The following is a 14,152-nucleotide window of genomic DNA, read 5'->3' on the forward strand; positions in this document are numbered from 1 at the left end:
GATCGTGACTGTGATCATGATGACCGCCGTGGTCGTGGTGATGATCGTGATCCGTAATGGAACATCCGCAATCTTTACACATATTTATAATCTCCTGTATTGCAATTTTAATTTTTGTTCTATTATGCCAAAAGCATATTTCCGCCCACTAAAACGGAAATCGTTCCCACTGCGGCAAAAACCCGGCGTACATTTTTGATATTGGTCAAAATATCTTTATTAATCCACGAAATAACCAGCCCGAAACTAAAAAAGACGACCATGACCCCTGCGATAAAGGCAATAATCATCGTTATATCAACCGTTTGTCCGTGAAGGACTCCGAGGGTGACAAGCATACCGCGCACCCCGCCGATCCCCATCAGTACCCCTACACCGAATGCTGATGTAGTCGTAGAAGATTCATGTTGATGTTCATTGCCGAACCAGATATGGACATGTCTTTTGTGCTCATGCGTATGTGTCTTCAAATGAATTTTATTCGCATACACCATATAGAGCAGATAAACTCCGATAGAGAGAATGACCGTGGAGGCAATAATATCTCCGTACGATAAAAATTCTGCCGGAATCGTATACTGCTCCAAGATTTTTGCAAACATAAAAAGCATTATCCCATGTCCGACGGCAAAAGCCCCAACAATCATAAATGTTTTTTTAGCCTCTTTACCGATTGAGAAATCGGCAATTGCCGTCAAATGGTCAGGTCCGAACGCATGTAATATTCCGTACCAAAAAATGATCATTAAACCGATTTCCATTTTCAAGTCCTTTTTTTATGAATAATCATTCAGTAGGATTATTATAGAATAATAGGGTAAAAGAAACCTAAATAAATGTATTTCTTAGATATTTTTAGGACTAAAACTTATGTTTAAACTATAAAAAGTACAAATAACACTTTTTATAGTTTTCGAGCAACGCTTCCCTGCGGATGGCGGTACCATCCGGGATCGGAATAATCGTCTTTGGGTTGATCTTTACGAACTTTGACAAGGGTGAACATTCCCCCCATCTCAATAGGTCCGAACGGACCTTTCCCCGTCATCATCGGCAAGGTATTCTCCGGCAGCTTCATCCCCATCTCAGCCATATCCTGCATCTCCGCCATCCCGTTTTTTCCCATCGGCATGTACATATAGTTTGGCATCAGATCGCTTATTTTTTCGGTGAGGTCATCTTGTTTAACCCCGATCATGTTCGGTACGCTGTGTCCCATAGGCCCCATCGTATGATGCGACTTATGGCAATGCAGTGACCAGTCTCCCTCTTCGGTGGCTACAAATTCAAACGCTCTCACTTGCCCCACTCCAATATCAATGGTCACTTCAGGCCACCTCGCATTTTTAGGTACCCATCCTCCGTCGGTACATGTTACCTCGAACGTATGTCCGTGCATATGGATCGGATGATTCGTCATCGTTAGATTTCCGACACGGATGCGAACACGATCACCTACCCTTACATTCATCGAATCGATCCCCGGAAAAACACGGCTGTTGAAGCTCCAAATATTAAACTCGGTCATCGTCGAAGGGTTTGGGGTATAGGTACCCGGCGCTACGTCATAGCTGGCAAGGAGAAAACAAAAATCCCGATCCACTTTATGCGATTGCGGGTTTTTCGGATGAACGATAAACATCCCCATACATCCCATCGCTATCTGCACCATCTCATCGGCATGGGGGTGATACATAAAGGTCCCGCTTTGGCGAAGGGTAAATTCATACACATAGGTTTCGCCGGGGGCGATAGCCCTCTGCGTCAATCCGCCGACGCCGTCCATCCCGTTCGGGAGGATCAACCCGTGCCAATGGATCGTCGTGTGTTCGGGCAGCTTGTTTGTGACGATCAGCCGTACCCGATCCCCCTCCACCGCTTCGATCGTCGGTCCAGGACTTGTGCCGTTGTAGCCCCAGCAGTTCACTACCATACCCGGTGCGAACTCTCGCACTACCGGCTCGGCGATTATATGAAACTCTTTCACCCCCTCTTTCATCTCATACGGAAGACTCCAGCCGTTAAGGGTTACTACGGGCTTGTAGCTCTTCCCCTCTTGCGGTGTAATGAGTGTAGCGGGAGAGAGAACTCTTTTGGGATCGTTTACGAGGGTGAGTTGACGTTTTTTCCCTTGATGCCCCGCATGCCCATCTTCTGTGGCTTTGAGATTCGGACTCAGTGCCGCGGATGCGATCAATGCCGCACCCAAACCCAAAAATTCGCGTCTATCGTGTCCCATTAGAGTTTCCCCCCTATCGTGTATTCCAGATCGGCCTGCGCTTTTTGGACCTCTCCTTGCGCATCGAGCGCTTCCATTTTTGCCTCGACTGCACGCCGCTGATCTTCGAGCAGTTCGTAAATACCGTCCAGCATACCGTTATACATCAGCTGTGTCTCTTCCAGTATCTGCTGATTGGTTTGCACTATCACCTCATCGTACGAATGCGCTATATCGTACGTATATCGAAGATGCGCATACCCCTCACGCACCTCGGAACGGATATTAACCGCCTGCTCATACAGGCGATGGACGCTTTGATTGTAGATCGCCTGCGCTTTGCTCACCCGCGCCTGCCCAAAATCAAATACAGGGATGGGAAGTTTTATCCCAAAGGTATTAAACCGCTTTTCACCCGTTGTTTTTTCACTCTCTAGCGAAAGTTCAAGTTCATCGACAAAACGTGTTTTCTCACTGTATCCGGCTTGTGCCGCGGCGTAATCGACCGATTTCATCGCACTGCGCATATCAAGACGGTTGGCAATCGCACGTTTTTCCAATCCGGATTCTGAAACGGCAGGCTCGATACGTTTTAGGGGTTCTGTGCTGAGAGTATAATAAGTTTGCTCTCCGTAGAGCCCCAATGTTTTATTTAAGGCTTCGCGCGCCGTAGCGTTTTGGCGAGAGAGCTTGATCGATTCGATGCGGGCACGCTCATAGCTCTCTTGAATTCTGAGCATATCGCGCTTGGAGAGGTTCCCTGCGGTATATTGGCGAGCTGCGAGTTGGAGTGAAGCTTCATGCGATTTTAGAATCGGACCGTAAAGGAGCACTTTTTCTTCCGACACGCGCGCATCTATGTAGCTCTTCTTTGCATCTCTCGCACTGCGTAATACACTATCCCCGACCGTGAGTATAGCCTCTTCAAGGGCCAAGCCCCCGAGTTCGCGCCGAAGAGGGATCCAAAGAAGATCCAAAAAGGCTATTTCGACACTGATTGTCGACGTGCTTACACCGTTGCCTCGACCGATACTGTAGCCCAAAAGAGGATTACGCATCAATCCTGCTTCCACCAACTCGCTCTGGGCTATGCCGATATGTTCATAGCTTTGCTGCAATGCACGGTTATTGATCAGCATAATCCGTAAAGCATCTTCCTGAGTCAAAGGTTTCGACAAAAGCGCTCGTACACTTTCATCGACACTTTTCGCTTCTTGAGACGTTTTGATCCATTGCAGATTTTTAACTCCTTGCTCTGCGGTTAGCTGATTTACGGAGTCAAACGCCTCTTTTTGAGAGATGGCGGAACATCCCGAAAGGATAAACAATGCCGCTAACGATACACTGACCGTTTTTGCTACCATTTTGCGCCTCCATGCCCCGTTGCGTTTTGGTCCTCTTTTTGAACACACCCCTCTTCGGCTACGTCAATCGAACGGGATGGAGGCGTATAAACACTTTTACCGCTCAACGCATCGGAGGATGCAGGGGTCGATACATTGGTCTCGGCGGCATATCCAATAATCCCGATCAAAACAAGGATGAGAATCGGATTCATTGCTTTTTCATCCGTACAATGATATTTTTCCCATCTTTTTGGATAAAGTCAAAACCTACTTTGTCTCCGATTTCCAAAGGATGGGTCAGTTCATGATCATTCACGTCAAACGCCATTATCATAGACGGCCATCGCAGTTCGGGGATAGGATTGTGAAAGATACGAATACTTTCGTGATTGTCGGCAATCGACTTTACCGTCCCTGTAGCGTGGATCGTTTGTTCAGTGGCAACGGCGGCTTGAGAGTGGGAATGTTCCATATCCATTCCCCACACACCTGACCCGATGGTCAATACACCAAAGCATACCGCACTCAAAAATTTCGCTCGCATCCTAACTCCTTTATATGTCATTGCTAAAAAGTGTACCACATACACGGCATAAATCATTTAATCTAATAATAACAATGTTACGCGTTTGTCTTATCCGCAATCTTGATGCGCTACAATACCCCTATGAAAGAACAAAACCGCTGTCTTTACTGCCATCATCCGCTTTACACGCTGGGTGACGGAATGGTCAAATGTTCCGTATGCAAAAAAAAATACAGCACGAAACGGGTCGCTCAGATCAAAGCCCTCATCCAGCTCTTTTGCGAAGATGAAAATGCTCTGAACGCCTCCAAAACTCTAGAACTCAGCTATGCAACCGTCCTCAAATACTATCAAACGTTCCGTCATTTATGTGCAGAGTATTGCGAGGCCCAATATGAAATTTATCGTACTGCAGAGTCTCAATACGAAGAATATCTCTACATAGAAAAATCAAAACGCCGTGACAAAGCAGCCATTTTCGACTCCCATAACTTTTTGACCTTCAGCTACAAACAACATGTGTACACGCTTCTCATGCCCTCGCTGGGCATGTTTAAACAGCAATTTTTGGAAGATAACCTCGAAGGAGTCTATGTTAAAGAGTTTTCGAAATTCATGCGCACCAGCAAAATCATCAAAATCTCCGAACATGACAATGCAATCACCAAGTTTTGGCACTATTTTGAACAGTTTATTACTACCTTTAAAGGGGTCAGCAACGAACACTTCCCCTACTATCTTAAAGAGGCGGAATTTAAGTTCAATACGCCGATGCACCGACGGGCCGACATCCTCGAACAGCTCTATTTCCGTCCTACCGGCTCGGATATTTAAACGCTTCAATAATCTCTGTCAGACTTTTAAACGACGCATTCGGTGTCGCATGGATTTGAATAGTTTTTAAATAGTTTATAACTGTATTTATATAGTCATTAAATCGGTTTTCCAATTCTAGACTCAGCCCCATATGAAACGTGATGCTTTTGGGAACAATCCCAATTACATTAGATTCGGGCAAAGGATGTCCCATCAGTTCAATCATATCCAGACACTGCATGACACCCACTTCATGGGCACCGCCGCTGTTAAGTCCGTAACCGCTGAGTTCATAGGAGGGGATATTGTAGATACTTCCCGCTGCATCATCGAGATTGATCGTATCGAGGATAATAATATGATCGTTTTCTAAAAAGAGGTTGAGGAGATTAATCCCCTCAACTCCTCCGTTGATGATTTGAAGATCATGACTAAACGTATAGTTGGCACTCAGAAATGCTGCCGCATAAATTCCAACCCCATCATCCTCTTCGAGAATATTCCCGACCCCCAACACAACGATCGACATTAGAACCCTTTTCCGTATTCGATACTCGGGTTGGCAAACTGCTCTAAAATCTCATCCAGATTCATGACATCGCTTTTTCGGGTTGACGTGATCCCGTATTGAGCAAGTTCTTCCACGATCACATCAATATATCTCTCCCAATGTGCCCGCAGTGCCGGAGTTACATCAACACAAACACTGATAATATCTTCGGGAACGATACTGATCATTGTCGTTTCCGCACAGTGATTTGCCATAGAACAGATTTGAAGCATTTCGGTAATTTCTACCTCGTTAGCCGTTTTTTTGATCCCCTGGCTGGCGATCAGTTCATCGCCGCTCATAACGGTGATCGTTCCTACCGCTTTGCTATCGTCCGAGCTGGTGTTGGCAATCAGGACATGTTCATATTCCTGCAGCAGCGGCATCAGACGAAACCCCAAAGTTCCCCCGTCAACAATATCGAGCGCCGGTTCATAGGTAAAATTTTCTTTGAGGTATTTACCGACATAAAGCCCGATCCCCTCATCCATAAAAAATGCATTTCCCGAACCGATTAAGGCGACTTTAGCGTTCATTCTTTTCCTTTGTGTTGTGTATTTCGTAATAAAGTTGGCCTAAAGCAATTCCGCCGTCATTGATCGGAGTTTGCCGCTGAGCATAAAATCGGCTTGAGCCAAAACTGCGATAGAGTCGGGACATCAATGCGTGGTTTTGAAATACCCCCCCTCCGATGACAATCGGCAATTCGGGATGCATCGTAGCGAAAAAGCGTATTATGGCTTCAACCGTGGCGATCAACCGGCTGGCGATGATCCGTTTCGAGTCCGTAGCGGATGCCAAAACAATAATGTGTTTGACCATCCCAGAGAGATCGATCTCCCCGTTCAACACACTAAATTCAAACGGTTCCATCATCGATTCATCGACAAAAGACTCCATGATCATCCCTCCCTGCCCCTCGTAATCGAGACTCTGGATAAATCCGCCCAAGCTTGCAACCGCATCAAAAAGACGCCCCATCGAACTGCTCATCGGGGAATTGAGTTTTTTGACCCACATATGGTGAAGTGTCCGTATCTCATGCGGTAAAAAAGCTTCCGTTGTCGGCGATTTCAACTCCATCACTTCTTCCAGAGTATACGATTCAAACAACAAAGAAAGGGCAATACGACGCGGTTCTTTAATCGCTTTGTCCCCTCCCAGGAGGGCAAACGGTTTTAAACATCCGATCCGCTCATAGCTGTGGGTATCGGCGATCAGCACTTCTCCGCCCCAAAGATTTCCGTCATCTCCGTATCCGGTTCCGTCGTATGCGAATCCAAGCACTTTTTCATTCAGTGTGAATTCGGCCATACAGGCAAGAATATGAGCATAATGATGCTGCAGGGTATCGTGCCCCCTTTTCTGAGTCAGCGCATATCGGGTCGAGGAATACGTCGGATGCAAATCGCTGATATAAAGCGACGGTTCGCTGTCGTAAAAGCGCTTAAACGTTTGAATCGACCGTTCAAAATAGCTGTCCGCTTCAACACTGCCCAAATCGCCGATATGACCGCTGAGGATCATGTTTTGTTTAACCCCCAGCGCCACGGCACTTTTTTGATGGGCACCCACCGCCAAAATGCTTCCAGATAAAGAATTCGGAAGGGCAATCGTATGCGGGGCAAATCCGCGCCCCATCCGGAGCATCACGACTTTCCCTTGTGCGATCTGCACAACCGAATCATCGAGAGCATTGACGATGGTGCGGTCATGGCTCAAAATCCCATCGACGACAGTTCCCAAGCGATTGACTATCTCATCGGTCCGAATCAGGATCGGTTCATCGCTCACATTCGCACTTGTCGCGATCAGCGGAAAATCGATTCGTTCAAAAATAAGGCGATGAAGCGGCGTATACGGGAGAAATACCCCGAGCCGATCGATCAGCGGAGCTACCTGCGGGGAAAGATTGCTCCCTGCTTTAGCCTTTACGATCACTATCGGCTTGACCGCACCGGTGATGAGCGAGCGTTCATCATCGGTGATCTCGGCATACGTTTCCAGCTGTTCCAAGGTAGAGAACATCACCGCTAAAGGTTTTCCCTTGCGATGTTTTCGACGGCGTAACTCGCCGAGAGCCGCATCATCGGTCGCATTGCACATCAGATGAAATCCGCCCAGCCCTTTGAGGGCAATGATTTTCCCCGCTTTGAGCAGACTCACCGCAAGCTCTATCGGATCACCCGCTATTGCCTTTCCGCGATTATCAAGAAATTTCAGCTGCGGTCCGCATTGCGGGCAACTAATCGGTTCGGCGTGGTAACGGCGTGAAGCGGGATCCGTGTATTCCGCTTCGCACGCAGAACACATCGTGAAATTCTTCATTGAAGTTCGGACACGGTCATATGGAGGGATTTGGAGTATCGTATATCGGGGTCCGCAATCGGTACAGTTGATAAAAGGGTATCGGTAGCGGCGATTGTGCGGATCATCCATCTCTTCTTGACATGCAGGGCATAACGCAGTGTCCAGAGGAATCGCAATATTCCCCTCTCCCTCTATACTTTCGCGAATTTCAAACTCACGGCAATCCATAGGTTCCCGTTTGGCAATCACGAAAGAATCAATACGGGCACGTTCGGGGAGATTTTTCTGCAGAGCATCCATAAATGCTGTACAGTGAGCCCCCTGTGCCTCGATCCGAACGCCGTCAGGAGTATTGATAACGTATCCGACGATTCCATGGCGCTTAGCCTCACGATAGACAAAAGGGCGGAATCCGACCCCTTGGACTATCCCCTGAACAAGGATGCTGACGCTTTGATTATAAGAAGACCCCACCGACAACGCAATTTTCCTTCCCGATCGGATAGTTCACATTCAACAGCGGAGGAGTCGATTTCAAATTCCTCTGCAACCGGCTAAAAAGAGATTGGCCTGCAAAATAGGTTCCGCACAACACGATATCGGTTGCTTTGGTTTTCCCTTTGATCTCATTTAACAGCTCACTGAAATAGTCTCCGAACGATTCGAAGATAGAATAGCTCAGATAAACTGAATCTACGCCGGCAATTTTATAGCTGATGATACTGGATAAAAAGGCGACGTGATTAAATCGGTTGTCATGTACTTTGGTATCAATTTGGAGTCCGCCTTTGCCGATAAACTTCAGCGCTTCTTTCATGACCCCTTCATAGTTTTTCTCTTCCAGTCCCAGAATCATCGCCGTCGCTTCAAAAAGGTTGGCATTGCTTTGTTCCAGTTCTAAGAGCAAATCATACATTTCCGGCAGTTTGTTTTTGATATTGCCCATCAGCCTGTCCGAGCCCTCACGCAATGTGCCCATTTTCTCGATCAGTCCTACCGGACTGAATGTGTGGGGAGGAACGACCCGGATCACTTTTTTTCCATCATAATAGAGAAAAGAAGGTTCTCCCTGAAAATAGGCTCCGACCACCTTGGTTCCGAATTTATTATGCTCCGCGATGACGGACATAAACGAGGCTTCATCTTCGGCAATCGCATGAAACTTACTCGATTCGACCAAAGGGGTCTCGGTTTCGAGCTGATTGACTTTATGGGCCTGCGTTGAGCTAAAACGTTCCATCTGATCAAACAGCATCCCGTTTTCATCTTTGATACCGACAAGGCCGTGTGCGATACTCAGCGTTTCGGTTCCGAAAGGAAGACGAGAAGGAAACGAAACCCTCTCTCCTGAAGTAATAAATCGAATATCTTTGTTGATGAAAAGACGCATATCGCTCTGATGCTGAATATTCAAGTCGAAATCCATCACAAAATCAGCGTCGCACGGTTTTTCCAACGCTTCATAGGCGATATAGTCCAGTCCCAAAAGACTCAACTCTTTTCCCAGCAAAATAGAAAAGCCGTCATCCGGGTATTTGACATCGATAGAGGTTCCGAAGGTACTTCGGATCGTTTCGTCTTTGAGCGCCACATGCAAGATCGGACGTTCAATACTGAGCAGTGCGTTGAATTCATCATGGATCAATGAACAATAGTCGGTGATTTTCATTGCATTTACCAGCATTAATACGGAGCCGTATTCGAGTTTATCGGCACGGTAAAAAAGACGGTATCCCATCGTCGTTTTCATCAAAAGCGTTTTACCGTCGCGCAATGCTTTGGCGGAGACTTCAAACATCGTACGAAAACTTCCGGCATCATTGGCGTAACGCTCTTTATCTTTATGAAGCAATTTAACCGGTATTCCGCATTCATGGCAAGAATTAAGCACCTGTTTCTCGCGTCGTCCGAGGTTTTGTGATTCCTCTTCGCATGTCGAACATGCCTTTACATAGGAAAGTGCCGTATTCGCCCGTTCATACGGGTAATGTTCAAAAAAAGCGTATTGTCCGCCGCAATGGGTACAGTGGGTAAACGGATAATAGTAGCGCTTGGATGCCGGGTCAAAGATCTCTTTCTGACAACTGGGACATAGTCCCAGCCCGAGCGGATATTCCTGAGTAAAATCCGGAAGCGACTCAGGTTCTCCCTCCATATCGTAATGTTGAGACGTTGTCATAAAACACGAAGCCGGAAGGGTATTCCCGATCGCTTCCAAACACTCTTGGAGTTTTTCGTGATTACTCTCAAAGGCACAGATGATTTTTGATTTTTGTTGATGGACTACTGCTTTGATATTAAAAGAGCGGATCGTTGAAATCAGATAGTTTTTAATCGTCGGTTGAGAAAAAGAGGTCATCACCTCTAACGTAAATGCCATAACTGCCCTTTATGCACAAAAATAATAGTTCTTTTATCGCTCTCCCGAGGGAGAATTATAAAAAGACTATTGTGCACAGGCTCAGGCGAGCCTATGCAGTGTTAATCATTCACCCTTAAGTGAATCATCTTTAACAAACTTCGATCCGCCGATAACGATGGCGATATCCGCTTCTTTCCAAAAAATAGTTCTCCAAACCTGATAGTAGATATGGAACACTACCCAGCAGATAATAATCCACATCGTCGTATGGTGAGAAATTCGTACGTCCATCAAAGAACCGCCCGTAATCGCGATTGTCCAGTCTGTTGTCAGATGCAACATCCATGGCCACCATGATCCGATAGAACTCATTCCCGATCCAAGCCCGTGTACATACATTTGAAGACCGGTCAAAAGCATCCAGATCAACAGTAAATGGAAAATCGTAAAATAGACCGTATTGAAACTGTCCGAGTGTGATGAATCAAACTCTTTATTACGATTGAGTGTCAACAGGTTAACCAATACCGCTTTAAACTCGGTAATATTTTTCTTATTCGGAATCAGTTTTTTATACGGTTTTTCAAACCGGCTGAAAAAATAAAGATAAGCGATAAGAACCGATGTGACATCGAAAATAATCGCGATAATAAAATGACCATAACGATTCCACGCCATAACATACTTATCAACTGCACCATCCGCCATAAACGTCTGATAATACGGATGTCCGATATACAGTCCTGTTACGATGGCTCCGATCATGCTGAATGCATTCACCCAGTGAATGATTCGCATAGCAGGCGTCATACGCTTGACTTGTTTATACCCCTGTTTCATGATTATCTCCTTAGATACTGCAAGAGGTATCTACTTTGTAAACAGCAAGCTCTTTACCTTTGGTATCGACAACGTGTACCGCACAGGCGATACAAGGGTCAAAACTGTGAATGGTTCGGATGATCTCCAACGGTTGCTCAGGGTTGGCAACTTTGGTTCCGATCAAACTCGCTTCATACGCACCAAGGCGTCCTTTATGATCACGAGGAGCCGCATTCCAGGTTGAAGGGACGACGGCTTGATAATTCGCAACTTTTCCATTTTCAATGCTGACCCAGTGACCGAGTGCTCCGCGAGGAGCTTCCGCCATACCGCGCCCTTTTGCACTTACACTGACTTTATCGAAATCAAATTCGGTCCAAGTGCTCTTATCTCCTGCCACCACGTTGGCCGCAAGCTCATCAACCCATTCGATCATGACATCCGCCATCAATGAAGTTTCAATCGCACGCGCCGCAGTACGTCCGATGGTACTGAACAATACAGTAACCGGAAGATTTCCGCGTTGTAAAAACTCTGTAACGTATTTGGTAATACGCTCATTTTTGGATGCGACACCGATCACCATACGTGCCAACGGCCCTACTTCAACACGGGTGTCGTTATAGATCGGCGATTTGATCCAGCTGTATTTCTCTTTGGTTTTGAGATACGCGATACCGTCTTCACGTTTATCCAAACCGGTGTATTCAGGAATTGTTTGCCCTACATACGGATGGAGAGGCTTATCCCCTTTATACCATGCGTGAGTGACATCTTCTGCGATTTTTTCTTGATCTACCGGAGCAACTTTGCTGATGTCTCCGCCGTAAACGACACCGCTTGGGAAAAGAAGTGCTGATTTGTAGAAGCCGGTATCATCGAGGCGGAAATCACCGTAACTCATGTAGTTCAGCAATCCGCCGCCGGTTCCGCCGACACCTTTGCCTGCCATGAGTTCAGTAAACGTCGCTTTAGAATCTGTTGCTTCACCCGCATACATCGTCCCTGCCATGTAAACATCCGGTAAATACGCTTGTTTGACAAATTTGCGTCCTGAAAGGAGCAATGATTTAAACAATGCGATACGTGCCGGGTTCTGAATATCCTGAACACACGTCACACCACCGACAACAATCGATTGCGGATGCGGATTTTTACCGCCGAAAATCGCCTGCATTTTTGCCAAATCACGTTGAATGTCCAATGCCTGCAAATAGTGGGCAACCCCGATAAGGTTTTGTTCCGGCGTCAACTTATAATGAGCATTACCCCAATATCCGTTTCCGAAAATTCCCAAACGCCCCTGTTTCACGAATTTAGCGACGCGATCTTGAATCGCTTTAAATTCGCTCTCACCGTCAATAAACGGTGATTCCCCCGCAACAGTTGCCCATTTACGTGCTTCAGCGGCTGTTTTTGCAGGATCTGCCGAAAGTGCCGAAACGACATCGACAAAGTCCAGCGCATGAAGGTGATAAAAGTGAACAAGGTGGTCATGCACATACAATGCACCTTGAATCAAGTTACGAACGATACGTGCATTTTTTGGGATCGTAATATCAAATGCATCCTCAACCGCTTCAATAGAACGCTGATAGTGGGTACCGGTACAAACACCGCAGATACGCATTGCCAACAATCCGCAGTCGCGTGGATCACGCCCTTGCAAAATCGTTTCAATTCCGCGGAACATCGTCGAAGAGCTGTACGCATCTACGATCGTATTATTATCATCAATGACTGCTTCGATACGCAAATGCCCTTCAATACGGGTAATTGGATCAACTACAATATGCTTACTCATGGTTCTCTCCTGAATTTTCTCGTTTACCTGCTACGGTGCTTGCTGCTGCATGGATCGCGATACCGATACCGGCTGCGGTCAACATACCCAAACCGAATTCGTCAACGGTTTTTTCAACACCACCCGTAGGTGCTTTGATTTTTGCATCGGCCATCGGACGCTCATACGCGTATTTATCCCAGAAATCAGGTTCCGAACATCCGATACATCCGCGTCCTACTCCGATCGGCCAGTTAACACCTTCGTTATAACGGACAATAGAACAGTTATTAAAGGTCATTGGTCCTTTACATCCCATCTTATAAAGACAGAAATTGTTTTGTGCTCCGGTATCGCCCCACTCTTCTACGTATTCACCCGCATCGAAGTGCGCACGGCGTTCGCAGTTGTCATGGATACGGTAACCGAATGCGAATTTAGGACGAAGAAGGGAATCCAGCTCCGGCACTTGCCCCGTCAGTACATAATGAAGGATCACGCCGACCATATTTGCCGGATTTGCCGGACATGCCGGAATATTGATCAACGGTTTATTTTTAATGACATCCATTACCCCTACCGCACCGGTAGGATTCGGAGATGCGGCAGGAATACCGCCGAATGTAGCACACGCACCGACAGCAACAACAGCCGCAGCATTTTCGGCACAGCGGACAAGATGATCATGGAATGTTTCACCGGCAGCACCGATGGTTCCATATTGACCGTTCATCCCCATCGGAATCGAACCTTCTACAAATAAAAGATATTTTCCTTTGAAATGTTCCATCGCTTCATCGAGCTGCTTTTCAGCCTGGAAACCGGATGCCGCCTGTAATGTTTCATGATATTCGAGGGAGATAATATCCAATACGATCTCATCGATTTTTGGCCCGTCCGCACGCAAAAGAGCTTCGGAGTTACCGGCACAGTCTTGAAGCTCTAGCCAAACAACCGGTGCACGGTTCATCATGATTGCCGCATCAGCGACCAATGGAGTAAACATAGGAGGGAGCATCAGCATTGCAGTTGTTGCACTCGCCCATTTCATAAATTCCCGTCTATCAATTCCGTTTTCTTCCAAAAGTTCAGAAAAGTCGAGTCTGTTGGCAGGAACATTTGCCCGCATTTCATTTAAACGTGCTTCACATTTTTCGAACAAGTCTTGATAATACGTATCACCCTTGTTCGTTTCAACACGCGAACTTTTCGAAGTAAACAGTTTTTTGACTGCTTCTATTTTATCGGACATGATCCCCTCCTCAATTTGTAATGAATTACTATTCAGTATTGTACGTCTGGATAACTTAAACGAATATTTAAAGCATAAAATTTATTGAATAAACATTTTTCTTATGTATTTTCAGGATTCAGCGGGTTTCATTTCGTAATTTTGAAGGATAAAAAAAAATTATTAAT

General features: G+C 46.2%; 13 protein-coding genes. 1 reads left to right on the top strand and 12 read right to left on the bottom strand.

What is annotated here, in order from left to right; all coding sequences use genetic code 11:
* Nucleotides 1–122 precede the first annotated feature (122 nt).
* From WAO38_RS02190 to WAO38_RS02210, 5 genes are all read right to left on the bottom strand, one after another.
* On the bottom strand, nucleotides 123–761 hold the full coding sequence (locus WAO38_RS02190) for a hypothetical protein (RefSeq protein ID WP_422233915.1): 639 nt from the start codon (nucleotides 759–761) through the stop codon (nucleotides 123–125).
* Nucleotides 762–904: 143 nt separating this feature from the next.
* Complete coding sequence (locus WAO38_RS02195; protein ID WP_422233917.1) at nucleotides 905–2,239, bottom strand: multicopper oxidase family protein; 1,335 nt, start codon at nucleotides 2,237–2,239, stop codon at nucleotides 905–907.
* Entirely contained in the window at nucleotides 2,239–3,582 is a 1,344-nt protein-coding gene (locus WAO38_RS02200; protein WP_422233919.1) for a TolC family protein, read from the bottom strand. Before WAO38_RS02200 ends, WAO38_RS02195 begins: the two co-directional genes overlap by 1 nt.
* Nucleotides 3,576–3,776, bottom strand: coding sequence for a hypothetical protein (locus WAO38_RS02205; RefSeq protein ID WP_422233921.1), 201 nt, complete (start codon nucleotides 3,774–3,776; stop codon nucleotides 3,576–3,578). The genes WAO38_RS02200 and WAO38_RS02205 overlap by 7 nt, the downstream gene beginning before the upstream one ends.
* A complete protein-coding gene (locus tag WAO38_RS02210; protein WP_422233923.1) occupies nucleotides 3,773–4,108 on the bottom strand; it encodes a copper-binding protein in 336 nt (111 codons plus the stop codon). The genes WAO38_RS02205 and WAO38_RS02210 overlap by 4 nt, the downstream gene beginning before the upstream one ends.
* Before the next feature lie 123 nt (nucleotides 4,109–4,231).
* Between WAO38_RS02210 and WAO38_RS02215 the strand changes: the two genes are divergently transcribed.
* On the top strand, nucleotides 4,232–4,924 hold the full coding sequence (locus tag WAO38_RS02215) for a transposase (RefSeq protein ID WP_422233925.1): 693 nt from the start codon (nucleotides 4,232–4,234) through the stop codon (nucleotides 4,922–4,924).
* Here the strand turns inward: WAO38_RS02215 and WAO38_RS02220 are convergent.
* The 7 genes from WAO38_RS02220 to WAO38_RS02250 all read right to left on the bottom strand — a co-directional run bounded on the left by WAO38_RS02220 (nucleotide 4,905) and on the right by WAO38_RS02250 (nucleotide 13,985).
* Nucleotides 4,905–5,435, bottom strand: coding sequence for a HyaD/HybD family hydrogenase maturation endopeptidase (locus WAO38_RS02220; protein ID WP_422233926.1), 531 nt, complete (start codon nucleotides 5,433–5,435; stop codon nucleotides 4,905–4,907). The two genes, WAO38_RS02215 and WAO38_RS02220, sit on opposite strands and share 20 nt — an antisense overlap.
* Nucleotides 5,435–5,992 carry a hydrogenase maturation protease gene (locus tag WAO38_RS02225; protein ID WP_422233928.1) on the bottom strand — a complete coding sequence of 186 codons (558 nt, stop codon included), beginning with the start codon at nucleotides 5,990–5,992 and terminating at the stop codon, nucleotides 5,435–5,437. Before WAO38_RS02225 ends, WAO38_RS02220 begins: the two co-directional genes overlap by 1 nt.
* Complete coding sequence (gene hypF, locus WAO38_RS02230) at nucleotides 5,982–8,240, bottom strand: carbamoyltransferase HypF (protein ID WP_422233930.1); 2,259 nt, start codon at nucleotides 8,238–8,240, stop codon at nucleotides 5,982–5,984. The genes WAO38_RS02225 and hypF overlap by 11 nt, the downstream gene beginning before the upstream one ends.
* The gene (locus WAO38_RS02235) at nucleotides 8,224–10,146 is read right to left on the bottom strand and encodes a hypothetical protein (protein ID WP_422233932.1); all 1,923 of its coding nucleotides are present in this window, start codon (nucleotides 10,144–10,146) and stop codon (nucleotides 8,224–8,226) included. Before WAO38_RS02235 ends, hypF begins: the two co-directional genes overlap by 17 nt.
* 105 nt (nucleotides 10,147–10,251) lie before the next feature.
* Nucleotides 10,252–10,968: a cytochrome b/b6 domain-containing protein gene (locus WAO38_RS02240; protein WP_422233934.1), complete on the bottom strand. Its 717-nt coding sequence runs from the start codon at nucleotides 10,966–10,968 to the stop codon at nucleotides 10,252–10,254.
* 10 nt (nucleotides 10,969–10,978) lie between these two features.
* Nucleotides 10,979–12,754, bottom strand: coding sequence for a nickel-dependent hydrogenase large subunit (locus tag WAO38_RS02245; RefSeq protein ID WP_422233936.1), 1,776 nt, complete (start codon nucleotides 12,752–12,754; stop codon nucleotides 10,979–10,981).
* Entirely contained in the window at nucleotides 12,747–13,985 is a 1,239-nt protein-coding gene (locus WAO38_RS02250; RefSeq protein WP_422233938.1) for a hydrogenase small subunit, read from the bottom strand. The genes WAO38_RS02245 and WAO38_RS02250 overlap by 8 nt, the downstream gene beginning before the upstream one ends.
* Between the last annotated feature and the right edge of the window lie 167 nt (nucleotides 13,986–14,152).

Source organism: Sulfuricurvum sp., assembly GCF_049277495.1.
GTDB lineage: Bacteria > Campylobacterota > Campylobacteria > Campylobacterales > Sulfurimonadaceae > Sulfuricurvum.

Excerpts from the sequence above, each read along its gene's own strand:
- WAO38_RS02235 (WP_422233932.1), bottom strand. The coding sequence starts at position 10,146 with ATGGCATTTACGTTAGAGGTGATGACCTCTTTTTCTCAACCGACGATT.
- WAO38_RS02190 (WP_422233915.1), bottom strand. The coding sequence starts at position 761 with ATGGAAATCGGTTTAATGATCATTTTTTGGTACGGAATATTACATGCG.
- WAO38_RS02220 (WP_422233926.1), bottom strand. The coding sequence starts at position 5,435 with ATGTCGATCGTTGTGTTGGGGGTCGGGAATATTCTCGAAGAGGATGAT.
- WAO38_RS02200 (WP_422233919.1), bottom strand. The coding sequence starts at position 3,582 with ATGGTAGCAAAAACGGTCAGTGTATCGTTAGCGGCATTGTTTATCCTT.
- WAO38_RS02240 (WP_422233934.1), bottom strand. The coding sequence starts at position 10,968 with ATGAAACAGGGGTATAAACAAGTCAAGCGTATGACGCCTGCTATGCGA.
- WAO38_RS02215 (WP_422233925.1), top strand. The coding sequence starts at position 4,232 with ATGAAAGAACAAAACCGCTGTCTTTACTGCCATCATCCGCTTTACACG.
- WAO38_RS02210 (WP_422233923.1), bottom strand. The coding sequence starts at position 4,108 with ATGCGAGCGAAATTTTTGAGTGCGGTATGCTTTGGTGTATTGACCATC.
- WAO38_RS02225 (WP_422233928.1), bottom strand. The coding sequence starts at position 5,992 with ATGAACGCTAAAGTCGCCTTAATCGGTTCGGGAAATGCATTTTTTATG.
- WAO38_RS02250 (WP_422233938.1), bottom strand. The coding sequence starts at position 13,985 with ATGTCCGATAAAATAGAAGCAGTCAAAAAACTGTTTACTTCGAAAAGT.
- WAO38_RS02245 (WP_422233936.1), bottom strand. The coding sequence starts at position 12,754 with ATGAGTAAGCATATTGTAGTTGATCCAATTACCCGTATTGAAGGGCAT.
- WAO38_RS02205 (WP_422233921.1), bottom strand. The coding sequence starts at position 3,776 with ATGAATCCGATTCTCATCCTTGTTTTGATCGGGATTATTGGATATGCC.
- WAO38_RS02195 (WP_422233917.1), bottom strand. The coding sequence starts at position 2,239 with ATGGGACACGATAGACGCGAATTTTTGGGTTTGGGTGCGGCATTGATC.